The following is a 23,669-nucleotide window of genomic DNA, read 5'->3' as shown; positions in this document are numbered from 1 at the left end:
AACCTTTGCCCCTCAGGATGATACGGCGCTTGACGGCGCCCGTTCATCCACTCCGGCAGCCGGAAGCACCGCCTGCTCGGCACCCTGCACGCCTACGGCCCCGACGCCGTGCGCTTCTCCACCAGGCGCAAGACCGTCACGCAGCGCTGGCCATCGGCCGGCGTGCGTGAGGGAGCCGTGTTCAGCCTCCCCGGCAGCCGCTGATCACCATGCATGAACACCCCAGGCCTCATCGCCTGGGGGCTTTGCGATGGGGCCGGTACGTCAGTCGAGCGTGATGCCGGCGGTCTTGATCACGCCGCGCCACTTGTCCACCTCGGTGCGCAGGAATTTCGCCGAGGCCTGCGGGTCGAGCCCCGAGGGCAGCACGCCCACGGAATCGAGCTTGGCCTTGACCTCGGGCGCGGGCAGGGCCTTGGCGATCTCGGCGTACAGGCGGTCTACGATGGGCTTGGGCGTGCCCGCGGGCACGGCCGCGAGGAACCAGGCATCGGCCGTGAAACCCTTGAGGCCGGCCTCCGTCATCGTCGGCACATCGGGCATGGAGGGCAGGCGCTCGGTGTGCGCCACGGCCAGCGCACGCACCTTGCCGGCGTTGAGTTGCGACGCGATGGTCACGGCCGTGAGGAAGCCGAAGTCCGTCTCGCCCGCCACGAGCGACACCACCGACGGCGCGCTGCCCTTGTAGGGGATGTGGCTGATCTTGACCTTGGCCTGCATGGCGTACAGCTCGGAGCCCAGGTGGTTGGGGCCGCCCGTACCGGACGAGGGGTAGTTGAGCTTGCCCGGCGCGGCCTGCGCGGCAGCGGTGAGGTCTGCCAGCGAGCGCAGCGGGCTGTTCTCGCCCACGGTGAGCACCAGCGGGCTGCGGCCCACGAGGCTCACGGGCGCGAAGTCGCGCAGCGGGTCGTAGGGCAGCTTGGTGTAGAGGCCGGGCGCCATGGACATGCAGCCCACGTCGCCCAGGACGACCGTATAGCCATCCGGCGGAGCCTTGGCCACCAGGTCGCAGCCGATGGTGCCGTTGGCGCCCGGCTTGTTCTCCACCACCACCGTGGCCTGCATGTTCTCGCCCATCTTCTGCGCCAGCAGGCGCCCCAGGATGTCGGTCGATCCACCGGGCGCGAACGGGACGATGAGGCGGATGGGTTTGGTGGGATACGCACCAGCGTTCTGGGCCTGTGCCAGAGGTGCGGACAGTGCCACGGCGGCGGCGGCACCGCCGATCAGTGCGCGCCAGAGCGCTGGGGATGTTGCTGCGGGATTCATGGTCTCCTTGGGGTTCGTTGCAGGGGGCGGCGCAGCATAGCAAAGGCCGGGGGCAAGCGCAGCCTGTTCGGCGACCTGCACGGCAAGGCCGGGACATCGGCGCTTCGGCGGGACGCAGCGCGGTCCTGCTACAGTCGCCCGCAGCTCCCCGTCTGCCGATGAAACTCACCCTCGAGTCCTCTCCCCAAGATGGCGTGCACTGGACGGTGCGCATGAACCGGCGCAACCGCAGCATGTTCTACGCCCTGCTGCTCCTGACACTGGGCTCGCACCTGCACTCCATCGGTGTCCCGGTGCTGGCCTGGGTGGCGCTGGTGCTGAACTACGTTGCCTACCCCCAGATCGCCTATCTGATCGCGCGCCGTTCGCGGGACCAGCGGCGCGCGGAGATGCGCAACATGGATGCCGACATCGTGATGGCCGGCATGTGGATGGGCTGGCTCGGGTTTCCGCTGTGGATCAGCTTCATCCTGTGCGCCTCCAGTTGCGTCAACATGGTCGTGTTCCACGGTGCGCGCGGAGGCATCCGCCTGCTGCTCAACCTGGGGGTGGGCGTCGCGATCGCAGCCATCGCGGCGCCTGTGTCTTGGCGCCCCGATACCGACCTGCGTACTGCCGCGTTCAGCATGTTTTCGCTGACGCTGTACCTCTTCGCCTTCGCGCGCGATGGCTATGACCGCGCCATGGCCCAGAGCAGGGTGCATGCGCAATTGCGCGAGCAGTTCGACGAAATCCGCTCCCTGCAGGCGCAGTTGCGCGAACAGGCGCTGCGCGACCCGCTCACCGGCCTGTTCAATCGGCGCCAGCTTGACTCCACCCTGCCGTCCGCGCTGGAGCGCTGCCAAGAGCATGGCGCCCCCCTGTCCGTACTGATCATCGACATCGACCACTTCAAGCGCATCAACGATGCCCATGGCCATGCCGCGGGCGACACGGTGCTGCAGGCACTGGCCCAGTTGCTGCTGCAGCATGTGCGCCCGCAGGACCTTGCCTGCCGTCTCGGCGGCGAGGAGTTCCTGCTGTTGCTGGACAACACGCCGGTCGCCGTGGCCATGGAGCGCGCGCAGGCGCTGCGCCAGGCTTTCGAGGCACTGCGGGTGCAGTCGGCCGTCGGCGAACTCACCGCCACGCTGTCGTGCGGCGTGGCGGCCTTCCCCCTGCATGCCCATCGGCCCGAGGCACTGCTCGCCTGCGCCGACCGGGCTCTCTACGAGGCCAAGGCGCAGGGTCGCAACCGTGTCCTGATGCATGCGGCGCGGGAGGAAGCGAGAGCCACAGCGCCATAGGCAGGACAGGCAGGCGCCGCGGGCGGGTTCAAGCAGGCCCTCGTGGCCTTGCGTGGGATCGCCGCATTTCCACAGGGGTGACCGGCCGCTCAGACCGGCTCTCGCCGACAACCGAAAGCCCCTGCGCCTCACGGCCACAGGGGCTTTTTTTGCAGCAACGCGGCCGGCAATCAGCGCCGTGCCGCGGCCCCTGCCTGGCTTACTTCACCGTCAGGGTCACGGGCGCGCCGATCAGGGTGTAGCTGTGCGCGCTCTCACCCATGCGGTGGGTGTAGCCCGGCAGCACCGTGGCCGTACCCGGCGTGGTGAAGTGGATCGAGCCATCGGGCTGCGCGCTGTACTGCGCCGTGCCTTCCAACACCACCAGCTGCGTGCTGAGCGCCTGTAGCTGTGCGCCGCCTTGGGTGGTGAGCTGCAGCGGCACGGCCGCAGGCTGCTGCAGGGCCACCGTGCCGCCGGGGGCTGCGGCCATCGCCACGGGGAAGTTCTGCGCCCAGTGGGCATCGTCCGTGGTGAGACCGTGCGTGCCGTAGCTGTAGAAGCGATAGAAGTCGTCTTCCTTGCGCAGCGTCCAGGGCCAGATGGTGATGCCGCGGTGCTTCGCGGCCTCCATCACGGCGGGGTTCAGGCCCTTGGAGTAGTCGGGGTTGAACGTGGAGGAGTAGCTCTGCGTCAGGTCCAGCATGCCCTTGACGCCGCCCGTCACCTTGTCGGCGCTCATCGCCAAGCTGTTGAGCATGCCCACGCTGACCTCGGGCATCACCTCGCGCATGCGCTCAAGCTGGTGCGTGTTGAACGAGATCACCGCCAGCTGGTCGCGCACGCCATGGCGGTCCACGGCCTGGCGCAGCAGGTCCACGATCTCGGGACGGGCGCTCTTGATCTCGACGAAGTGCACCTGGCGCTTGCCCTTGAACGCGGTGAAGTACTCGTCCAGCGTGGGCACGGGATGTCCCGACTTGGTCTTGAGCGCCCGGACGTCCGCCAGCGACATCGTCTCGATCTTGCCGGTGCCGGTGGTGGTGCGGTTGACGGTGCTGTCGTGCATGATCACCAAGTGCTGATCGGTGGTCATGTAGATGTCGTTCTCGATCACGTCGGCACCGGCCTCGGCCGCTGTCAGAGCGCTCTCCAGCGTGTTCTCGTCCACACGCGAGGGCATGCCCCGGTGGCCGATGACCAGCGGCTTGCGCAGCAGGGCATGGGCGGGCAGCTTGCGCAGCACCTGCGCATGCGCCGCTGCGTGCGGCGTGACCACGCCGTCCACGCCGGTGGTGAGCACCTGCGCCACGGCCGCAGGCGCGGCCGCGTCGGCGCTGGCCCAGACCGTGACGAGCAGTTGCTGCAGCCGTGCAACGTTGTCGCGCGTGGCCAGGCTCGACGGCAGTACGGCGATCTTGGCGCCGGCGCGGTTGGTGTCGCGCACGATGCTCAAGAGGTCCTCGGTGCTGCCGGTAAGTCCCGTCCGCGCGCTGAAGTCCACCGCAGCGCGCACGCCGGGCATGGCGCGGCGTGCAGTAGCCAGCAGGGTGACATCGGCCGACAGCAAGGTGATGTCGTTGTACCCGTTGCGCACCACGAAGGCGGCCAGCGCCTCCACGGTGGCCTGGTCATTGATGCGCAGCACGGGAATCGCGGGCACGGGTTGCCGCCCCAGGTACTGCTGCAGGCTGCCCAGGCTTTCGCCGCCGGCGCTGCGCAGCTGCAGTGCGCTGTCGACATGGAACAGCGCATTGCTGGCGCCCGACCCCGCAAGGGCCGTGCGCGCATCCATCACCTGCACCAGGGTCGGCGCCATGGAGGCCAGAGTGCCGCTGTCCTGGGGCGAGAAGATATGGATGGGAGGCAAGGCGTCGCGCTGCTCGGTCACGCGGACCTTGTCCACGCGCATCAGCGCGCCAGCGGTCTGCAGCGCAATGCCGCCCTGGGCCAGCGCGGAATCCAGCTCCACGTCATGCAGCAGCACGCCATCCAGGTACTGGCGGGCGCGCTGCCCATGCACCTCGATGGTGGCGCGGTAGGTCCGGGTGGGTTCGATGGCCTCGCGGAAGCTGCGGGCGCTGATCACGCTCCACTCCCCGCCCTGGCGCAGCGCAAACTCGGTGCCCACGGCATCCGCCGCATTCTGGCGCACGGCCATCTGGTGGTAGGGCTCCATGGTGGGCGTGGCCGCATTGCGGTACACGATGGCGGCCCAGCGCTTGTTGTTCACCGCGGCCTCAATCGTGAAGTCCACCTCGATGCGGTAGTTGGCCCGCCCTTGCAGCGACACAGGCAGGTTCACCGCTGTCATGCGGGTGCTGTGCGCACGCCCATCGATGTAGAGGCTGCCGCCCCGCACCGCCACGGTTCCCTCGTTGCCCGCCAGGGGCTGCCAGCCTTCGGGCAGCGCCGCGCCAGCGTTGAAATCCTCTTCGAGATAGACCTGAGGGGTCGTATCGGGCTCGGTCACGGGTGGAATTCCCGGCCCAGTGCCGTCCGTGTCGCCGCTACCTCCGCAGGCTGCCAGCTGCAGCACCATCAGGCCTGCGAGAACGATCTTCATCTTCTGCATATCGGGATGCTCTTGGTGAAAAAGCGGCCCACTGTAGAAAGACTGTGTGACGTTCTCGCGGCAGTCGCAATGTCCCTGCAACCACCCAGGCAATGGCGATAAATTCCGGCTTTATTCGGCGCCTGCTGCGCGCTGGCGCGGCCGCTTGGCGGCAGGGGAGGCCACACCATCGGAGATGCTTCTGGTCGTGCCTGCGCGTGGACGGCGCAGCGTTTCCGCGTCGAGGATCAGGCGCCCCTGGATGCGGCCCTTCATGCGCTTGACGCTGCTGGCCGCGTCCTGCATGTGCTCCTCCATGAGCGCGCGCACCTTGCCGGCATCGCGTGCGCGCGCGGCGCGCACGATCTCGCGGTGGAACTGCGCGTTGGCCTCGCCGAAGCGCCGATGCTCTGCCTGCGGCGTGCGGTTGCCGAACACGATGAGCTGGCGAATCATCTCGTTGATCAGCTCGCAGGTGAAGCGCAGGAACGGGTTGGGGTTGGCCGCCGCGAGGATGTCGTGGAAGTTCACGTCCTCGCGCCGCTGGCTCAGCAAGTCCTCGTGGCTTTGCGTGGGATCACAGCAGGCGATGCTGCGCTCCAGCGCCTCGAAGTCGGCCTCGGTCAGGTACGGAACAGCGCCCGCAGCCAGCTCGGGCTCGAGCATCTGGCGCACGGTGTAGATGTCGTCGATCGTGACCTCTTTGAAGAACAGGTAGTTCTGCATGAACTGCAGCGTGCGATCGAGTGGCACCTCGACGATGGTGCCGCCGCCCGATGGCCCCGTGGAGATGGTGATCAGGCCCTGCACCTCCAGTGACTTGAGTGCCTCGCGGATCGTGCCCTTGCTGACCTGGAACTGCGTCTGCAGCTCGCTTTCGCGCGGCAGGCGATCGCCGGGGCTGAGATTTTTCTCGGTGATCAGCCGCTTGATCTCCTGTGCCACGAGATCGGAACGCTTGAGCTGCTTGATCGCCAGCGACGGCGACTTGGGTGGTGCCATTGTGTTTCTTCTCCAAAGTGGCCTGGCGCAGGCCGCTCCCGGTGTACTTGCTGGTGCAGTATGCACCGCCATGGGGCGTGCGGGAATGCCTAGGGTTTGCCCCTCATCATATTTGTTCTATTTGTCACTATAAATATGAATCAAGGAGCCCGCACGCATATTTCGAGACTGGCATGCATCGTGCTCTGAGACAAGCGCCAGGCCATTCCGCCTCGGTTCCACGCGTCAGCTTCACCTCAACGGAGTCCCACATGCAACGTCGTCACTTTCTGCAATTCTCGGCACTCGGCGCACTGCCTGCATCGCTTGGCCTGTCGCACTCGGCCTGGGCGCAGGCGAAGGAGGCCATCCAGTTCGGCTGCCCGGTGCCCGTGTCGGGCGCATTCGCGGCCAATGGCAAGTTTGCCGACCTGGGCATGAAGCTGGCGCTGGAGCAGTACGGAAAGGCCCTGGACCGTCCCCTGGCCTACACGCTGCTGGACACCGAGGGCAAGCCCGCCACCGCCGTGCGCAAGGTGCAGGAGGCGGCACAGCAAAAGGGCACGCGCTTCTTCGCTGGCGGCATCCTGTCGTCGGAGTCGCTGGCGATGGGCAAAGAGGCGGAAAAGGCTGGCGGCATCCTCGTCACCACGGCCGGTGCCGACGAACTCACGGGCACGGACTGCAACAGCGCCACGTTTCGCTGGTCGGTGCCGACCTTCGGAGCCATCGAGCAGACGGTACGCCCGCTGATCGAAGCCCACCCGAAGGCCAAGCGCTGGTACACCATCACGCCGCAGTACGTGTTCGGCGACGGCCTGCTGTCGGCCGCCAAGAACATCTTCAAGGAAAAGGGCATCGAGCATGTGGGCAACAGTTACCACTCGCTGACCGAAAAGGAGTTCAGCGGCTACCTGACCAACGCGGTGGCCGCCAAGCCCGATGTGCTGCTGCTGCTGAACTTCGGCTCCCAGTCCTCCGACGCGCTGCGCCAGGCCATCAGCTTCGGCATGAACAAGAACATGACCATCCTGATCGCCTGGGCCTCGGGCCTGGAGCAATTCGAGTCGCTGGGTGCCGACCTGTGCGACGGCGTGTACTTCGGCGCCCAGTACTGGCACACGGTGGACACGCCGCTCAACCATGACCTCGTCAAGCGGTCCCAGGCCGCATTCAAGTCCAACCCCAACTACAGCCTGGCCGGTTCGTACATCTGCACCAAGCTGCTGATCGACGCCATCATCAAGGCCGGCACGGTGGACCAGAAGGCCGTCGTCGCAGCGCTGGAGGGCATGAAGTACCAGGGCCTCACGGGCGAGGAAGAGGTGCGCAAGGCCGACCACCAGGTGCTCAAGAACTACTACCTGCTCAAGGGCAAGGCCAAGTCCAAGATGAAGAACAAGGACGACTACGTGGACGTGGTGAGTTCCGGCAAGTCCTTCCTCGCGCCCGAAAAAACCGGCTGCAAGCTGGCCTGACGCCCCCATCCACTGCTGCGCTTCCCGCCCGCCGCCCCGGACCGCCGGAGCGGCGCGGTGTACTGCGCCCCGCGCAGGGCGTGGCCTCTCTCTCCTTCGGACCCTGTATGAGCATCTACCTGCTACAGACCATCAACGGGATCGGCATCGGCATGCTGTATTTCCTGTTGGCCGTGGGCCTGTCCATCGTGTTCGGCCTCTTGCGCTTCGTGAACTTCGCGCACGGTGCCTTCTATCTGCTCGGCGCCTACTTCTGCTACCAGCTGACGCGCTGGGGCCTGAGCTTCTGGCTGTCGCTCGTGGTGGCGCCGCTGGCCGTGGGGGCCATCGGCTGGCTCACCGAAAAGCTCATGCTGCGCCATGTGTATGCCAAGCCGCATGAGTTCCACATCCTCGTCACAGTGGGCCTGGCGCTGGCGGTGCAGGAGCTGGTGATCCTGCAATGGGGCCCGCTGGGCGACAGCGTGGCCGTGCCGGATCTGCTGCAGGGTGTGGTGATGTGGGGCGACTTCGTCTATCCCAAGTACCGGCTGTTCGTGATCGGCTTCACGGCCGTGCTGGCGGTGCTGCTGTGGTGGGTGCTGGAGGGCACGCGCCTGGGCAGCGCGGTGCGTGCGGGCAGCGAGTCGACCGAAATGGTGTCGCTGCTGGGCCTGAACGTGTTCCGCATCTTCAGCCTGGTGTTCGCGCTGGGCGCGGCCACGGCGGCGCTGGCGGGCGTGCTGGCTGCCCCCATCCGGGGCGCCGAGCCCTTCATGGGCATTGAGGCCTTGGGCGTGGCTTTCGTGATCGTGGTCGTTGGCGGCATGGGCAGCTTCGGCGGCGCGCTCGCCGGCGGGCTGCTGATCGGCATCGTTCAGAGCGTGATGAGCACGCTGTGGCCGGAAGGCGCGCGTCTCATGATCTACGTAGCCATGGCCGCCGTGCTGTTGCTGCGCCCCCATGGCCTGCTGGGCCGCAAAGGATGAACACCATGACCAGGCATTCCCATCTTTTTCTCGCGCTGGCCATCGTGGCGGCCATGCCGCTGTGCATGCAGTCGGGCTCGTTGGCCAGCGAAGTGCTGATCTTCGCGCTCGCCGCCATGGGCTGCAACCTGCTGCTGGGCTACACGGGCCTGCTGTCCTTCGGGCAAGGCATCTTCTTCGGCCTAGGCAGCTACACCATCGCCCTGCTGCTCACGCGCTGGCCGCTGCCCATGCCACTGGCTTTGCTCGCCGCCGTGGCCATGGGCGCCGCGGGCGCAGCCATCGTCGGCTGGGTGGCGATTCGCCAGCGCGGCACCTACTTCGTGATGCTGACGCTGGCGTTCGCGCAGATGTTCTACTTTCTGGCCTACACCGCCACCGGGATCACGGGCGGCGACAACGGCCTGCTCGACATTCCGCGCCCGTCACTCACGGCCTGGGGACAAACGCTGTGGCCGCTGGCCTCTCCCTGGCAGTACTACGGCTTCGTGGCCGTGCTGTTCCTGCTGGCGTTCTGGCTGCTGCGTCGCGTGTGCGACTCGGTGTTCGGCCGCACGCTGCTGGCCGTGCGTGACAACGAGGAACGCGCTGCCGCCGTGGGCTACGACCTGCGCCTGCTCAAGCTGCAGGCCTTCGTGATCTCGGGCGCCGTGACCGGCCTGGCCGGTGCCCTGCACGCCATGATGACCGGCATCGCCCCGCTGTCGAATGCCGAGTACCACACCAGCGAAATGATCCTGGTGATGACCGTGATCGGCGGCACCGGCAACCTGCTGGCCTCGGTACTGGGCGCGGCCTTCTACGTGCTGCTGGGCGACTGGCTGTCCACGCTGTGGCCGCGCTGGCTGCTGCTGCTGGGCGTGGTGCTCATGGTCGTCAGCCTGGGCATGCAACGCGGACTGTGGGGCCTGGGCGAGAGCCTGTGGGGCCTGCTGCGGCGCAAACCCACGGATACCCCCGATGCCACCGGCGTACCCGCCGGTGCCCACACCAACGCCAAGGGAGGCCACGCATGAGCGCCGCCACAGCATCCCCCATCCTGCTCGAAGCCCGGGGCGTCGAGAAGCGCTACGACAAGTTCGTTGCCCTGGGCGGCGTGGACCTGAAGGTGCGCGCCAACACCGTGCACTCGGTGATCGGCCCCAACGGCGCGGGCAAGACCACGCTGTTCCACATGCTCACGGGCACCAAGCAGGTGAGCGGTGGGCGCATCGTGTTCGACGGTCACGACGTGACACGCGAACCCGACCACCGCCGCGTGCGCCGCGGCATGGCGCGCTCGTTCCAGGTCACCAGCCTGTTCCCCACCCTGCCCGTGCGCGAGAACCTACGCCTGGCCGCGCAGGGCGTGTCCCCCCTGGTGGCACTGAACTGCTGGCAGGCCCCCGTGGGCCGACGTTCCTGCGCCGACACGGTGGCCGGCGTGCTCGCACGCCTGGGGCTAGAGCGCCATGCCGACACGCCGGTGGGCAACCTGTCACATGGCCAGCAGCGGCGCCTGGAGGTGGGCATGGCGCTGGCCGCCAGGCCCAAGGCCATCTTCCTCGACGAGCCGACCTCGGGCATGGGCATCGATGACCTCGACGAAATGAAGCGGCTGATCCAGGGGCTGAAGGACGAGCACACCGTCGTGCTCATCGAACACAACATGGGCATCGTCATGGACATCTCCGACACCATCACCGTGATGCAGCAGGGCCGCGTGCTGGCCGAGGGCCTGCCCCACGAGATCCGCGGCGACGAGCGCGTGCGCACCGCCTATCTGGGCAACATGATCACCGGAGGCAAGGCATGAACACGCTGCTGTCCGTGGAAAGCATCCACGCCCATTACGGCAAGAGCCATGTGCTGCAGGGCGTCTCGCTACAGATCGGCGACGGCGAGCTGGTCACCCTGCTGGGCCGCAATGGCGCGGGCAAGACCACCACGCTCAAGACCATTGCTGGCGTGATGGCGCCAACGCAGGGGCAGATCCGCTTCGGCGGCAAATCCGTGCACCAGCTCGCCACGCACCATGTGGCGCAGCGCGGTGTCTGTCTGGTGCCCGAGCACCGCGGCATCTTCAAGCTGCTCACGGTGGAGGAGAACCTGATGCTGGGCCAGCGCAAGAAGTCGCCCTGGCAACTGCCCGACATCTACCGCATCTTTCCGCGCCTCAAGGAGCGCCGCACCAACGGTGGCGGCCAGCTTTCGGGCGGAGAGCAACAGATGCTGGCCATTGGCCGGGCGCTCATGAACGCACCGCGCCTGCTCATGCTCGACGAGCCCGTGGAAGGGCTGGCGCCCGTGATCGTCGAGGAGATCGTGGCACAGCTCAAGACCATCAAGGCCGCCGGTGTGGCCATTTTGCTCGTGGAGCAGAACCTGGAGGTCTGCACCCAGCTCGCAGACCGGCACTACATCATCGAACAGGGTTCGATCGTGCACACGGCCACCAACGACGACTTCCTGGCGGACGACGCCGTGAAGGACCGCTACCTCGGCGTAGGCATGGCCTGACGCTCTTTCCTTGCCCAGCCCGCCCCCTTGGCGCCGGCCTGTGCGCCTGAGCGTGACGCGGCCTTGAACCGGAGAATTTCCATGGACCTCACCACCTCCCCCCTTTCCGCTGGCACCGCGGCGCTGCGCATCGACGGCGCACGTCTGTGGCAATCATTGATGGACCTCGCCCACATCGGCGGAACACCCAAGGGCGGCGTGTGCCGTATCGCCCTCACCGACCTGGACCACCAGGGCCGCGACCTCTTCACGCAGTGGGCACGCGAAGCCGGCTGCACCATCCGCGTGGACGCGATCGGCAACATCTTCGCGCGCCGCGCGGGAGCCGATGACAACCTGCCATCCGTGATGACGGGCAGCCACATCGACACCCAGCCCACGGGTGGCAAGTTCGACGGCAACTACGGCGTGATGGCAGGCCTGGAGGTGGTGCGCACGCTCAACGCCGCCGGCGTGCGCACGCGCGCGCCCATCGAGGTGGCCGTATGGACGAACGAGGAGGGTTCGCGCTTCGTGCCGGTGATGATGGGCTCGGGCGTTTTCGCGGGCGCTTTCACGCTGGAGCATGCGCTGGCCCAGCGCGACGCACAGGGCGTGAGTGTGGCCGAGGCCCTGCGCACCATCGGCTACGCGGGCGAAGCCGGTCCGGCCCCTGCCGTAGGCGCCTATTTCGAGGCCCATATCGAACAGGGGCCGGTGCTAGAGAACCACCAGCGCGTGATCGGCGTGGTGCAGGCTGCACTGGGTCAGCGCTGGTACGACGTCACCGTGCAGGGTATGGAGGCCCACGCCGGCCCCACGCCCATGGAGCTGCGGCGCGACGCGCTGCTGGCCGCCAGCCAGCTCGTGACCGAAGTCAACCGCATCGCCATGGACCGCCTGCCGCATGCGCGCGGCACCGTGGGCTCGCTGGAGGTGCACCCCAACTCGCGCAACGTGATTCCGGGCCGCGTGAAACTCAGCGTGGATCTGCGCGCACCCGACGACACCCAGCTGCTGGACATGGATGCGGCGCTGCGCACCGCCTGTGCACGCATTGCCGCCGAGCGCGGCCTTTCCATCAACGTGGAGCAGGTGGTGTACTTCCCGCCGCAGCCGTTCACGCCGCACCTGGTGGAGGCCGTGCGCGCCAACGCCGCCGACCTGGGCTATGGCAGCATGGACGTGGTGAGCGGCGCGGGCCACGACGCCGTCTATGTGGCGCGCGTGGCGCCGGCCGCCATGATCTTCGTGCCCTGCGCCGACGGCATCAGCCACAACGAGATCGAGGACGCAGAGCCGGAGCACCTGGAGGCCGGCTGCAACGTGCTGCTGCGCGCCATGCTGGCCAGCGCCGGGGTGGTGGCATGAAGATCCTGATCGCGCGACTGAACCACGAGACCAATACCTTCTCGCCCGTACCCACGCCCATCGAGGCGTTCTCGCCCACCTACGGCGAAGACGCCTTGCGCGCCAACAAGGGCATGCGCACGGCCATGGCCGCCTTCATCGAACTGGCCGAAGGCCTGGGCGCCACCTTGGTCACGCCCGTGTCGGCCACGGCAAACCCAAGCGGCCCCGTGCACGCAAAGGCCTACGACGAGCTCACGCGCCGCATCGTGGAAGCCGTCCCGGGTTGCGACGCCATCCTGCTCGACCTGCACGGCGCCATGGTGGCCGAGCACACCGACGACGGCGAGGGCGACCTGCTCGCGCGCGTGCGCGCCGCCGCGCCCGGCGTGCCCCTGGGCGTAGCGCTGGACCTGCACGGCAACATCACCGAGAAGATGGTGGGCCATGCCGACGTGATGGTGGGCTTCAAGACCTATCCGCACATCGACATGTACGAGACCGGTGAGCATGTGGGTCGCCTGCTGCTGCAGATGCTGCGCGGCGAGGCGCACTACCGCGTGCGCTGGCACCGCCTGCCGCTCATGAGCCACACACTGCGCAGCACCACGCTCCAGGGCCCCATGCGCGATGCCGTGGAGGCCGCGCGCGGCCTGGAGCGCGGCGGACTGCCCGCCGTGTCGGTGTTCGGCGGCTTCTCGCTGGCCGACATCGAGGCGCCCTGCGTGAGCGTGGTCGCCACCTGCCGCGAGGAAGACTCCGCCGCCCAGGCCGCCGTGGACGGACTGGCTCGGCAGATCTGGGAGCGGCGCGAAGAGTACGTGTACCGCAGCGAGCCGCTGGAAGAATCACTGCGCCGCGCCCAGGCCCTGGCCAACAACGCCACGCGCCCCGTGCTGCTGCTCGACCATGGCGACAACTGCATGTCGGGCGGCACCTGCGACACCATGGACGTGCTGCAGGCCGCGCTGGCGCAGGGGCTCTCGGGCATCGCCATGGGTCCGCTGTGCGACCCCGAGGCCGTGGCGCTGCTCAGCACCGCCGGCGAAGGCGCCGAAGTGGAAATGGAACTGGGCAACAAGGTATCGCTCGAACGCATCGGACTGCACAAGCGCCCCCTGCGCGTGCGCGGCCGGGTCCGCGCCGTGAGCGATGGTGCCTACACCGTCACGGGCCCGATCTACACGGGTCAGCGCTGCCACATGGGGCGGGCGGTGTGCCTCGACATCGGGCCCGCGCAGATCGTGGTGACAGAACAGACGCATGAACCCTGGGATCTGGGCGTATTCCATTGCGTGGGGATGGACCCCACCCGCTTTCGTTTCCTGCTGCTCAAGTCGCGCATGTACTGCCGGCCGGTGTTTGTGCCGCTGTCCCAGGGGCTCGTGGAATGCGACAGCCCCGGGGTGACCACCTCGGACTACGCGCGGTTCCCTTTCACGCGCGTGAGCCGTCCGGTCTACCCGCTGGACAGTCTTTGACATATCTCGCACCAGCCAGGGCCATTGGGCACGCAACGGTCACAACTGTTCCACTCGGGGGCTGGCCGCCAGCCGCACGGCCTACAATCGGCACCCCCTTACACCCTGCTGACGGTGCGCAGAAGCAAGCGATTCGCCCGTCGGCCCTGCCTTCGCTGGAGACGCTTGATGCCTGAGAACACGGCCCCGAATTCCACCGACAAACGCGCCCTGCTGCGCCGCGCCGCGCTTGAGTACCACGAGTTTCCCCAGCCCGGCAAGATCACCATCGCGGCGACCAAGCAGATGGTCAACCAGCACGATCTGGCCCTGGCCTATTCGCCCGGCGTGGCCGCACCCTGCGAGGAAATCGTCAAAGACCCGGCCGCCGCCTTCCGCTACACCGCGCGCGGCAATCTGGTCGGCGTGGTGACCAACGGCACGGCCGTCCTGGGCCTGGGCGACATCGGTGCGCTGGCCGGCAAGCCGGTGATGGAAGGCAAGGGAGTGCTGTTCAAGAAGTTCTCGGGCATCGACGTGTTCGATATCGAGATCGACGAGAAGGACCCGGACAAGCTCATCGAGATCATCGCCTCGCTCGAGCCGACGTTCGGCGGCATCAACCTGGAGGACATCAAGGCCCCCGACTGTTTCTACGTCGAGCGCAAGCTGCGCGAGCGCATGAGCATTCCGGTGTTCCATGACGACCAGCACGGCACGGCCATCGTCGTCGGCGCTGCCATCCTCAACGGGCTGAAGGTGGCCGGCAAGGACATCAAGCAGGTGAAGTTCGTGGTCTCGGGCGCCGGCGCGGCGGCGCTGGCCTGCCTGGGCCTGCTGGTCAAGCTGGGACTGCCGCGCGAGAACGTCTGGGTGACCGACATTGCCGGCATGGTCTACAAGGGCCGTACCGAACTCATGGACGAGGACAAGGCGCAGTTCGCTCAGGACACGCCGCAGCGCACGCTCTCCGAAGCCATCGAGGATGCCGACGTCTTTCTGGGCCTGTCGGCCGGCGGCGTGCTCAAGAAGGACATGGTGCGCAAGATGGCGCCCCGTCCGCTGATCTTCGCCCTGGCCAATCCCAACCCGGAGATCACGCCCGAGGACGTGAAGGCCGTGCGCGACGATGCCATCATCGCTACGGGTCGCACCGACTACCCTAACCAGGTCAACAACGTCCTGTGCTTCCCCTACATCTTCCGCGGCGCACTGGACTGCGGCGCGACGACCATCACCACGGAGATGGAAATCGCCGCCGTCCACGCCATTGCCGAGCTGGCGCAGGCCGAGCAAAGCGAGGTGGTGGCCGCCGCCTATGTGGGTGAGCCGCTGGCCTTCGGCCCCGAATACCTGATCCCCAAGCCGTTCGATCCGCGGCTCATGATGAAGATTGCGCCGGCCGTGGCCCAGGCCGCGGCCGACAGCGGCGTGGCCCTGCGCCCCGTGGCCGACATGGACGCCTACCGCGACCATCTGCAGACCTTCGTCTACGCCTCCGGCACCACCATGAAGCCCATCTTCACGGCGGCCAAGATGGCGACGAAAAAGCGCGTGGCCTACTCCGAGGGCGAAGAGGAGCGCGTGCTGCGCGCGGCGCAGATCGTGGTGGACGAGAAGATTGCCCGCCCCACGCTCATCGGCCGCCCGGCCATCATCGCCCAGCGCATCGAGAAGTTCGGCCTGCGCCTGAAGGAGGGCCAGGACTACGACGTGGTCAACGTGGAGCAGGACCACCGCTACCGCGACTTCTGGCAGACCTACCACCGCATGACGGAGCGCAAGGGCGTCACGGTGCCCATTGCCAAGATCGAGATGCGCCGCCGTCTCACACTGATCGGCACCATGCTGCTGCACAAGGGCGAGGTGGATGGACTGATCTGCGGTACCTGGGGCCATACGGCCCACCACCTGCAGTACATCGACCAGGTGATCGGCAAGCGCGCCGGCGTGAACACCTATGCCTGCATGAACGGCCTGCTGCTGCCCGACCGACAGGTTTTCGTGGTGGACACGCATGTCAACTACGACCCCACCGCCGAACAGCTCGCGGAGATCACCATCATGGCGGCCGGCGAGATGATGCGCTTCGGCATCAAGCCCAAGGCGGCGCTGCTGTCGCACTCCAACTTCGGCTCCAGCAACCAGCCCAGCGCCGTGAAGATGCGCGAGACGCTGGACCTGCTGCGCATCCAGGCCCCTTGGCTGGAGGTGGACGGGGAAATGCACGGCGACGTGGCGCTGGACGGCAAGGCGCGCAGCGCCCTCATGCCCCACAGCACCCTGGCTGGTGATGCCAATCTGCTGGTCATGCCCAACATCGATGCCGCCAACATCTCCTACAACCTGCTGAAGACGGCGGCGGGCGGCAACATCGCCATCGGCCCGGTGCTGCTGGGCGCCGGGGAGCCTGTGCACATCCTCACCGCCAGCGCCACCGTGCGCCGCATCGTCAACATGACCGCACTCACCGTGGCCGACGCCAACGCGGCTCGGTAAGAAGAATCTGTCATAAAAAGCAGACACTATCTATCAAACAGTGTGAACCCACACCGCGTCTGCCCATTTTTTGGGCAGACGCTTGCCTTTTGGGGGGCTTTTTGTCACACTATCGGCTCGAAATTTCGGGTTAACCCGTAGTTTCTGAAAGGTGTAGTGGATGTTGAAGGCTGTCGCCATCCGGGCGTACAAGGCAATTGTGGCGTGCGCTCTGGGTGCTGCGGTCGTGCTTGCACCGGCTTCGGCGTCCGCGCGGCAGGCACCCGACACCCCCGTCTCTTCCTCCATCGCGCTGGCCGAGCTTCCTCCCCAGGGGCGTTCGACCTACGCGCTGATTCGTGAGGGCGGGCCGTTTCCCTACGACAAGGATGGTTCGGTATTCGGCAATCGCGAGCGGCTGCTCCCCCAGAAAAAGCGTGGTTATTACCGTGAATACACCGTGCGGACACCAGGGTTGCGCCATCGTGGCGCGCGGCGCATCGTCTGCGGTGGCGCCCCGCGCACGCCGGATGCCTGCTACTACACCAGCGACCACTACGCGAGTTTTCGAGAAATCAGGGAATGAACTTCGGGCGCCCCTGCGGCCGCAGAGGCCATGATGGGCGCGGCTGAATCGCGTCATCGTTTTTTTGATCCGCAAGCCTCCTCCGGGCCTGCGGGCACTTCTTTTCGTAGACCTCTACAAGAAAGAGCAACGGAGATGGAAACACCACTTCGTAAAGACCAGGAAACTCTCTTGCGCGGTGTGCGTAGCAATATCGTGCAGTCGATTCGCGCCTTCAGGGTGCACGACCTGCAAGACACGGCACGCGCCCTGGGCTACCACTTCCTGTACGCCAACCTGGCGCACGCGCAGTCCAAGCAGGACATCCTGGATCTGATCGCCTCGCAGTTCACCTTCCCGGCGCATTTCGGCAAGAATTTCGACGCGCTGTACGACTGCATGACCGACCCGCTGCACAAGTCGGGCCCCCAGCCTGGCTTCATCGTGGTGCTGGAGCAGATTCCCATCACTGCCAAGTTCGACAAGGAAGCGCGCGAGCAGCTGCTGGACATCTTCCGCGACGCCGCCGACTACTGGAGCGACCGCAAGATCTCGTTCCGCTGCTTCTATTCTTTTCTGTAGCCCGTTCCGCAACCGCTGGCCAGGCGGAACGGGCCGATGAGGCGCAGTGCGGCGCCCCGTCGCAGGCCATAGAGATCGCGATCGATGCCGCGGGCGAATCCATGCCGACGGACAAGCTCGTGGACGTATCGCCCCTGGCGCTGCGCATGAGCAGCCCGTTCAATGCGGGCTACTGGCTCGCCGCCGCCTGACCTGTCCCTTTCCGTCCTCTGGCGGTTGAGCGGGCGCAGCGCCTGCGCCCCTTCTCACACCGGCGCCAGTTCCCGCGCCAGCGCCACGTAGTCAGCCACCGGCACCTCTTCGGCACGGCGCTGGGTGTCGAAGCCGCCGGCATAGCCGCGCCCCTCCAGCCAACGCCCCAGGGCATGGCGCAGCAGCTTGCGGCGCTGGCTGAAGGCCACCTGCACCAATTCCGACAGCAGCGCCACATCCACGGCCGCCGGCGCGGCATGGGGCAGCATGCGCACCACGGCGCTATCCACGCGCGGCGGCGGGTCGAAGCTCTCGGGCGGCACGAACAGCACGTCCTCCATGGCGTAGCGCCACTGCAGCATCACCGACAGCCGGCCATAGGCACCCGTGGCGGGCTCCGCCACCATGCGGTCGATGACCTCCTTTTGCAGCATGAAGTGCTGGTCCTCGATGACCTGCACATGCTCCAACAGATGGAACAGGATGGGCGTGGAGATGTTGTAGGGCAGGTTGCCCGCTACTCTTATTTTAGGAGCATTCAGCGCTTGCGCCACCTGCGCAAAATCCACTTTCAGCACATCGGACTCGATGACATCAAGCTGCCCGTGCTGGCGCAGGCGCGCCGCCAGGTCGCGGTCCAGCTCGATCACCGTGAGCCGGCCCAGGCGCTCGACCAGCGGCTGGGTCAGCGCGGCCAGGCCGGGCCCGATCTCCACCATGGGCTGACCGGCCTTGGGGGCAATGGCGCGCACGATCGCGTCGATGATGCCCGGATCGCTCAGGAAATGCTGGCCGAAACGCTTGCGTGGAATGTGTTTCATGGTTTTGCCACCGGGCCGCCCCAAGGCAAAATGCGGCCCCCTCGGGGGGCAGGGAGCCACATGCAGTGGGCGACCGTGGGGGCCAAATTCATCATTGGGGAGCGTCGCGGTATTCCACATAGGCCCGGGCGCGCGCCTCCTGGATCCAGGTGGCGAAGGCTTCGTCGAGCTTCTTCTCGCGCACGGCGTCGCGCACCATGTCACGCTGCTCGCGCTGCGTGAGCTTGGCCTCGCGGCGCTCCAGCAGCTGGATCAGGTGCACGCCAAAGCGCGACACCACGGGGCGGCTGACCTCGCCGGGGCGCAGCGCAGCGAGCGCCTCCTCGAATTCGGGCACATAGCGCCCAGGCGAGGCCCAGCCCAGGTCGCCGCCCTCCTTGGCGCTGCCATCCTGCGAATATTCGCGCGCCAGCGCGGCGAAATCGGCGCCACGCACGATACGGTCGCGCAGGTCCTCCAGCCGCTCCGCGGCCTGGCGCTCCGTCAGTCCCGCGTTCGTACGCAGCAGGATGTGCCGCGCATGGCTTTGCACGGCCGTCGCGGCCACGCCGCCATAGGTCTTGTCCACCACCTTCAGGATGTGGAAACCTGCCGGAGAGCGCAGCGGGCCGACCACGCTGCCCACGCCGGCCTGCTGCGTGGCGTTCACGAACAGTTCGGGATACCGGTCGGCCGGGCGCAGGCCCAGCAGCCCGCCGTTCGCGCCCTCGGGCGCGTCCGAATATTCGCGCGCCAGCGCACCGAACTCGCCGCCGGCCTGCAGCTTGGCCAGCACCTCCTGCGCACGCACGCCGCGCTGCGTGGCCGCTTCAGGGCTGGCGTTCTCAGGCACCTTCACCAGGATATGGCCCAGGTTGAGCTCCAGCTTGCCGGCCCCGGCGCCCTTTTGCTGGTCGCGCAGATACTGGTCCACCTCCAGGTCGCTCACGCGCACGCGCGATTCCACGTCGCGCTCGCGCACGCGCAGCGCCAGCAACTGGCTGCGCAGCTCCTCGCGGAAGCGCTCCCGGCTGATGCCGTCGGCGGCCAGCCGCCGGTGCATCTCGTCCACGCTCACATTGTTTTGCCGCGCCACCGATTGCTCGGCCTGGTTGACGGCGTAGTCGTCCACCTTGATGCCGGTCTCGCGGGCCAGCTGCACCTGGATCTTCTCCAGGATCAGGCGCTCGAGCACGTCCTTGGCCAGCAGGTCGTGCGGCGGCACGGCGCCGCCCTGGCTGGCCAGCTGCTGCTGCACGCGCTCGGTGCGCTGGCGCACCTCGTTGTTGGTGATGGGCTCGGAGTTCACCACGGCCACGATGTAGTCCGCCTGGCGCGATACCGGGCCCGAGGTGCCGCCCTCCGGCGGGAGCAGCGTGGCCGCCGAGGGCAGGCGCGGCATGCCCGCGCCCGCGGAAGGGCGCAACCCCTGCGCCAGGGCGCCCGTGGGCGCCAGTGGGGCGAGGGCGGTCAGACAGGCCAGGCCCAGGGTCAAAGCACGTTGTTTCATGGCATTGTGGAAATTCATGATGCAAGGCTGCCGCACGGCCGGACCGGTGCGGCGGGATGCGGTCAATCGTAGTTGGTGAAGCGGCTCGGAGTGGTCACGTTTTCGCGCAGGAACTGGTAGCGCGGCACATTCTGCTTCAGGCTGGTGAGCGGGTTGGAGCCCAGCGACAGCCGCGAGAAACCGATGAACTCGATCTGAAACATGAGCCGGGTGTTGGACGTGTTCACGCTGCGCTGCAGGCGCTCGAGCACCACGCGGCCGATCCAGCAGCAGCTCTCGTACTCCAGGCCCACCACGGTGTCCACGAGCTTGCGGTCATGCAGGCTGTAGTTCAGGCGGCCCACGCTGTACCAGCGCCCGCCCGAGGCGGGCTTGTCGCCACGGTCGCCCCACAGGTCGTTGAGCGGCCACTGCCAGCCCATGTCGACCTGCTCGCTGGGCTCGTTGATCAGGCCCGTCACCTTCTGCATGCGGTAGGCCGCGCTCACCGTGCGGTAGTTGCCGGGCGAGTAGCGGGCCCCCACCGTGGTGCGCAGCGAGCGCCCGGTCTTGGGGTTGTACTGCACGGTGGTGTCGAAGCCCCACTGCGGCGTCCAGTTGATGCCCGCGCCCAGCAGCATGTCCGACAGCCGCTCGCTGACCGGCGCGCCGCCGGGCATGGTCACTTGCTGGTCGGAAAAGCGCAGGCGCTGCGCCACGCCGAAGCGCGCGGCCTCGGCGCCCGATGCGGGATCGAGCAGGCGCGTGGTCACACCCAGCGTGAGCAGGTTGTTGTCGGCCAGGCGGTCGTTGCCGCCGAAGGCGTTCTCGGAATAGATCGAGGCGAAGTTGAAGTCGTTCGCCGCCGTGTCGTACACGGGCAGCAGGCGCTGGTCGCGGAACGGCGTGTAGGTGTAGAAGGCGCGCGGCTCCAGCGTCTGCAGGAAGCCGCGGCCGAAGTAATTCGTGTCGCGCTCGAACACCAGCCCGCTGTCCAGGCTGAAGGTCGGCAGCGTGCGGTTGGCTGTGCGCTGGCCGTTGGCCAGCGGGGCGTCGAATTCGTAATGCGTGCTGTGCAGCTGCAGCCGCGGCGTGACGAACCCTGCCGGCGCCAGAAAGGGCCGGCTGATCTGCGCCATGGCATAGCTGCGCTTGGCATTGGGCTGGCCGGTGAACGCGCGGTCGGCCTGGAAGCTGGTGTAGTCCGCCTCGGCGCTGGCGTCGAAGCCGCCGCCCAGTTGCATGGGCTGGTAATGCCAGCGCAGCTGCGGCAGGCGGTCATATGGCGGGATGATGGGCGAGTTCACGTCCTGCAGCGTCTGCCACTTGAGGGTGCGCAGCGTCAGCGCATGCTCGCCGCGCGCCCAGTTCAGCGACGCATCGCCCGGCAGCAGGCGCTGCGTGAGCTGGTCGTTGACGCCGCCGCGGCTGCTGCCGCGCTGCGAGAAGTCGCGCCAGTAGTCGTCGTCGCTCACGCGCTTGATGTCGATCCCCAGGCCCAAGCCGCCCACGGGCGTGTCGAACGCGGCGCGGTGCTTGATGCCGTAGGCCCAGCGATCACGGTCGCGCAGGCGGTCGCTGGGCATGTAGTCGCCGCTCAGCTCGCCGCTGTAGCGCGGCTCCAGGTAGCGGAACTCGCCGCGCAGGGCCACGCCGCGCCGGGACATGAGCATGGGCGTGATGGTGGCGTCGCGGTTGGGCGCGATGTTCCAGTAGTACGGCTGCGCATATTCCAGGCCGCTCACGCTGTCCAGCCCGAGCGTGGGCGGTAGCAGGCCGGACTTGCGCCGGTCCGACAGCGGAAAGGTGATGTGCGGGATCGGCAGCACGGGCACGCCCTTGAACTCCAGCACGCCGTCCTCGGCCGTGCCCACGTCCTCCACCTGGTCCAGGTGGATGCGCTTGGCGCGCAGGATCCAGTCGGGCTGCCACGTGGTTTCGTCGGTGCGTTCGCAGGTGGTGTAGGTGGCGTCGTGCACCAGCGAACGGTCGCGGTCCAGGAAATCCACGCGCGTGGCCTCGCCATGGGCCGAGGTTTCCAGGAAACGGTAGCGCGCGTCGCTGAAAAAACCGATGAAGGCATCCACCTGCAGGTCGAGCTGCGTGCCTTCGTACTGATTGCCCGCACGGTTGATGCGCACATGGCCGCTCGCCTTGGCGCGGTCGTCGGGCATGTCGTATTCCATGCGGTCGGCGTGGATCACCGTGTCGCCGCGGCGCAGCTCGGCATTGCCCTCGATGGTGGCCCGGATGTCCGGCTGGCCCGTGACCCGGTCGCCGCGCACGAACACCGGCAGCTGCTCGCGCAGCCCGTAGGGCAGCACCTCCTGCAGGCGCGGGCTGGGGCGCAACGCGGGGGCGGCCTCGGCCGGACCGCCCGCGGCCTCGCCCGCCTGGGCCAGCACCGCCAGCGGCACGCCGCACAGCATCAGGGCCGCCAGCCGCGCAAGCGTGCGGCGCGGCGGCAGCGGCGCGGTGGCAGCGGATGGCGTCTTGGCGGGCAGGGCGTAAGGCAAGAAGGGGCGGTCCATGGATTGAGACGGTCGGCGGCGCCCGGCGGCGGCGCGGCCCCCCCGGTCCGGGCAGGCCGGGTTTGTAGAATCCGATTATCCATGAGCCACCCCTCTTCCCCTTTCCCGGCCGCGGCCCCCGGCGACGCGAACGCCGTGCACTGGAGCGACCCGGCCCGCCAGGCCGCCTTCGAGGCCTGGCTGGGCCCCGTGGCGGCCGCGCACGGCCTGCTGCCGGCCAGCCTGTGCCCCGCCTCGGCCGATGCCAGCTTTCGCCGCTACCTGCGCCTGCAGGCCCAGGACGGCGGCAGCCGCATTGTCATGGACGCCCCGCCCGACAAGGAGGACTGCCGCCCCTTCGTGCAGGTGCAGCAGCTGCTGGACGCGGCGGGCATGCGCGTGCCGCAGATCCAAGCCTGGGACGAGGCCCACGGCTTCATGCTGCTGAGCGACCTGGGCCAACAGACGGCCATCGAGCGGCTGGACCCGGCCAACCCCCAGGCCGCGCACGCCTGGTACCTGCAGGCCGTGGACCTGCTCATCGACTGGCAGCGCGCCTCGCGCCCCGGCGTGCTGCCGGCCTATGACGAGCCGCTGCTGCGCCGCGAGCTGCAGCTGTTTCCCGACTGGTACATCGCGCGCCACCGCCAGGCCACGCTGACGGACGCCCAGCAGACCACGCTGGCCAAGGCCTTCGACGCCATCGTGGCCCAGAACCTGGCCGCGCCCAGCGTGTACGTGCACCGCGACTTCATGATGCGCAACCTGATGGTGGGTGCCGACGGCCGCCTGGGCGTGCTGGACTTCCAGGACGCCGTGTACGGCCCCGTGACCTACGACATCGCCAGCCTGATGCGCGACGCCTTCATCAGCTGGGACGAGGATTTCGTCATCGACATTACCGTGCGTTACTGGGAGAAGGCCCGCCGCGCGGGCATTCTGGGCGCGGCCAGCGACAGCGGCTGGGGCGCGGACTTCGGCGACTTCTACCGCGCCGTGGACTTCATGGCCCTGCAGCGCCACCTGAAGGTGGCCGGCATCTTCGCCCGCCTGACGCTGCGCGACGGCAAGCCCAAGTACTTGGCAGACGCACCGCGCTTCATCGGCTACATCCGCCAGACGGCCGGCCGCTACCGCGAGCTGTCGCCCCTGCTGCGGCTGGTGGACGAGCTCGAAGGCACGCAGGCCGCCATGGGCTACGCCTTCGGCCGCGTTTAGCTTTTACTAATCAAATTGGCCTCCAGCGCTTA

The 23,669-nt window shown here is 67.6% G+C and carries 18 protein-coding genes; 12 read left to right on the top strand and 6 right to left on the bottom strand.

Annotated features, from left to right (window positions below):
- Positions 1-264 precede the first annotated feature (264 nt).
- Positions 265-1,269, bottom strand: coding sequence for a Bug family tripartite tricarboxylate transporter substrate binding protein (locus BP68_RS03565; RefSeq protein ID WP_496369199.1), 1,005 nt, complete (start codon positions 1,267-1,269; stop codon positions 265-267).
- 158 nt (positions 1,270-1,427) lie between these two features.
- Between BP68_RS03565 and BP68_RS03560 the strand changes: the two genes are divergently transcribed.
- Complete coding sequence (locus BP68_RS03560) at positions 1,428-2,555, top strand: sensor domain-containing diguanylate cyclase (protein WP_496369197.1); 1,128 nt, start codon at positions 1,428-1,430, stop codon at positions 2,553-2,555.
- A gap of 199 nt (positions 2,556-2,754) precedes the next feature.
- Here BP68_RS03560 and BP68_RS03555 read toward each other — a convergent pair whose 3' ends face one another.
- Complete coding sequence (locus tag BP68_RS03555; protein WP_496369195.1) at positions 2,755-5,109, bottom strand: glycerophosphodiester phosphodiesterase family protein; 2,355 nt, start codon at positions 5,107-5,109, stop codon at positions 2,755-2,757.
- Positions 5,110-5,220: 111 nt separating this feature from the next.
- Positions 5,221-6,090 carry a FadR/GntR family transcriptional regulator gene (locus BP68_RS03550; protein ID WP_496369193.1) on the bottom strand — a complete coding sequence of 290 codons (870 nt, stop codon included), beginning with the start codon at positions 6,088-6,090 and terminating at the stop codon, positions 5,221-5,223.
- Positions 6,091-6,341: 251 nt separating this feature from the next.
- Here BP68_RS03550 and BP68_RS03545 point away from each other — a divergent pair, with 251 nt between their 5' ends.
- The 10 genes from BP68_RS03545 to BP68_RS03500 all read left to right on the top strand — a co-directional run bounded on the left by BP68_RS03545 (position 6,342) and on the right by BP68_RS03500 (position 17,428).
- Positions 6,342-7,547, top strand: coding sequence for an ABC transporter substrate-binding protein (locus tag BP68_RS03545; RefSeq protein ID WP_496369191.1), 1,206 nt, complete (start codon positions 6,342-6,344; stop codon positions 7,545-7,547).
- Between the two features lie 107 nt (positions 7,548-7,654).
- Complete coding sequence (locus tag BP68_RS03540; RefSeq protein WP_496369189.1) at positions 7,655-8,515, top strand: branched-chain amino acid ABC transporter permease; 861 nt, start codon at positions 7,655-7,657, stop codon at positions 8,513-8,515.
- A gap of 5 nt (positions 8,516-8,520) precedes the next feature.
- Entirely contained in the window at positions 8,521-9,531 is a 1,011-nt protein-coding gene (locus tag BP68_RS03535; RefSeq protein ID WP_496369187.1) for a branched-chain amino acid ABC transporter permease, read from the top strand.
- Positions 9,528-10,310, top strand: a complete 783-nt coding sequence (locus tag BP68_RS03530) for an ABC transporter ATP-binding protein (RefSeq protein ID WP_496369185.1) — start codon at positions 9,528-9,530, stop codon at positions 10,308-10,310. Before BP68_RS03535 ends, BP68_RS03530 begins: the two co-directional genes overlap by 4 nt.
- Positions 10,307-11,014, top strand: a complete 708-nt coding sequence (locus BP68_RS03525; RefSeq protein WP_496369183.1) for an ABC transporter ATP-binding protein — start codon at positions 10,307-10,309, stop codon at positions 11,012-11,014. Before BP68_RS03530 ends, BP68_RS03525 begins: the two co-directional genes overlap by 4 nt.
- An 81-nt stretch (positions 11,015-11,095) precedes the next feature.
- A complete protein-coding gene (locus BP68_RS03520) occupies positions 11,096-12,364 on the top strand; it encodes a Zn-dependent hydrolase (RefSeq protein WP_496369181.1) in 1,269 nt (422 codons plus the stop codon).
- Positions 12,361-13,824 carry a M81 family metallopeptidase gene (locus BP68_RS03515; protein ID WP_496369179.1) on the top strand — a complete coding sequence of 488 codons (1,464 nt, stop codon included), beginning with the start codon at positions 12,361-12,363 and terminating at the stop codon, positions 13,822-13,824. The genes BP68_RS03520 and BP68_RS03515 overlap by 4 nt, the downstream gene beginning before the upstream one ends.
- Before the next feature lie 168 nt (positions 13,825-13,992).
- A complete protein-coding gene (locus tag BP68_RS03510) occupies positions 13,993-16,302 on the top strand; it encodes an NADP-dependent malic enzyme (protein ID WP_496369177.1) in 2,310 nt (769 codons plus the stop codon).
- A gap of 160 nt (positions 16,303-16,462) precedes the next feature.
- Positions 16,463-16,867: a guanyl-specific ribonuclease gene (locus BP68_RS03505; protein WP_496369175.1), complete on the top strand. Its 405-nt coding sequence runs from the start codon at positions 16,463-16,465 to the stop codon at positions 16,865-16,867.
- Positions 16,868-17,002: 135 nt separating this feature from the next.
- Complete coding sequence (locus BP68_RS03500) at positions 17,003-17,428, top strand: barstar family protein (RefSeq protein WP_496369173.1); 426 nt, start codon at positions 17,003-17,005, stop codon at positions 17,426-17,428.
- A gap of 245 nt (positions 17,429-17,673) precedes the next feature.
- On the opposite strand, the gene rsmA is transcribed toward BP68_RS03500, so the two are convergent.
- The 3 genes from rsmA to BP68_RS03485 all read right to left on the bottom strand — a co-directional run bounded on the left by rsmA (position 17,674) and on the right by BP68_RS03485 (position 22,440).
- A complete protein-coding gene (gene rsmA, locus BP68_RS03495) occupies positions 17,674-18,441 on the bottom strand; it encodes a 16S rRNA (adenine(1518)-N(6)/adenine(1519)-N(6))-dimethyltransferase RsmA (protein ID WP_496369171.1) in 768 nt (255 codons plus the stop codon).
- 91 nt (positions 18,442-18,532) lie between these two features.
- Positions 18,533-19,930: a peptidylprolyl isomerase gene (locus BP68_RS03490; RefSeq protein ID WP_496369169.1), complete on the bottom strand. Its 1,398-nt coding sequence runs from the start codon at positions 19,928-19,930 to the stop codon at positions 18,533-18,535.
- 62 nt (positions 19,931-19,992) lie between these two features.
- Positions 19,993-22,440 carry an LPS-assembly protein LptD gene (locus BP68_RS03485; RefSeq protein ID WP_496369167.1) on the bottom strand — a complete coding sequence of 816 codons (2,448 nt, stop codon included), beginning with the start codon at positions 22,438-22,440 and terminating at the stop codon, positions 19,993-19,995.
- Positions 22,441-22,521: 81 nt separating this feature from the next.
- Between BP68_RS03485 and BP68_RS03480 the strand changes: the two genes are divergently transcribed.
- Positions 22,522-23,637, top strand: coding sequence for an aminoglycoside phosphotransferase family protein (locus tag BP68_RS03480; RefSeq protein ID WP_496369165.1), 1,116 nt, complete (start codon positions 22,522-22,524; stop codon positions 23,635-23,637).
- Positions 23,638-23,669: the final 32 nt, after the last annotated feature.

The sequence above is a fragment of the Diaphorobacter oryzae DSM 22780 genome (assembly GCF_059568935.1).
This window is presented reverse-complemented; position numbering and strand designations above follow the sequence as displayed.

Bases quoted from the DNA above. Each gene is read 5' to 3' on its own strand.
- BP68_RS03565 (WP_496369199.1), bottom strand. From the start codon at position 1,269: ATGAATCCCGCAGCAACATCCCCAGCGCTCTGGCGCGCACTGATCGGC.
- BP68_RS03560 (WP_496369197.1), top strand. From the start codon at position 1,428: ATGAAACTCACCCTCGAGTCCTCTCCCCAAGATGGCGTGCACTGGACG.
- BP68_RS03555 (WP_496369195.1), bottom strand. From the start codon at position 5,109: ATGCAGAAGATGAAGATCGTTCTCGCAGGCCTGATGGTGCTGCAGCTG.
- BP68_RS03550 (WP_496369193.1), bottom strand. From the start codon at position 6,090: ATGGCACCACCCAAGTCGCCGTCGCTGGCGATCAAGCAGCTCAAGCGT.
- BP68_RS03545 (WP_496369191.1), top strand. From the start codon at position 6,342: ATGCAACGTCGTCACTTTCTGCAATTCTCGGCACTCGGCGCACTGCCT.
- BP68_RS03540 (WP_496369189.1), top strand. From the start codon at position 7,655: ATGAGCATCTACCTGCTACAGACCATCAACGGGATCGGCATCGGCATG.
- BP68_RS03535 (WP_496369187.1), top strand. From the start codon at position 8,521: ATGACCAGGCATTCCCATCTTTTTCTCGCGCTGGCCATCGTGGCGGCC.
- BP68_RS03530 (WP_496369185.1), top strand. From the start codon at position 9,528: ATGAGCGCCGCCACAGCATCCCCCATCCTGCTCGAAGCCCGGGGCGTC.
- BP68_RS03525 (WP_496369183.1), top strand. From the start codon at position 10,307: ATGAACACGCTGCTGTCCGTGGAAAGCATCCACGCCCATTACGGCAAG.
- BP68_RS03520 (WP_496369181.1), top strand. From the start codon at position 11,096: ATGGACCTCACCACCTCCCCCCTTTCCGCTGGCACCGCGGCGCTGCGC.
- BP68_RS03515 (WP_496369179.1), top strand. From the start codon at position 12,361: ATGAAGATCCTGATCGCGCGACTGAACCACGAGACCAATACCTTCTCG.
- BP68_RS03510 (WP_496369177.1), top strand. From the start codon at position 13,993: ATGCCTGAGAACACGGCCCCGAATTCCACCGACAAACGCGCCCTGCTG.
- BP68_RS03505 (WP_496369175.1), top strand. From the start codon at position 16,463: ATGTTGAAGGCTGTCGCCATCCGGGCGTACAAGGCAATTGTGGCGTGC.
- BP68_RS03500 (WP_496369173.1), top strand. From the start codon at position 17,003: ATGGAAACACCACTTCGTAAAGACCAGGAAACTCTCTTGCGCGGTGTG.
- rsmA (WP_496369171.1), bottom strand. From the start codon at position 18,441: ATGAAACACATTCCACGCAAGCGTTTCGGCCAGCATTTCCTGAGCGAT.
- BP68_RS03490 (WP_496369169.1), bottom strand. From the start codon at position 19,930: ATGAAACAACGTGCTTTGACCCTGGGCCTGGCCTGTCTGACCGCCCTC.
- BP68_RS03485 (WP_496369167.1), bottom strand. From the start codon at position 22,440: ATGGACCGCCCCTTCTTGCCTTACGCCCTGCCCGCCAAGACGCCATCC.
- BP68_RS03480 (WP_496369165.1), top strand. From the start codon at position 22,522: ATGAGCCACCCCTCTTCCCCTTTCCCGGCCGCGGCCCCCGGCGACGCG.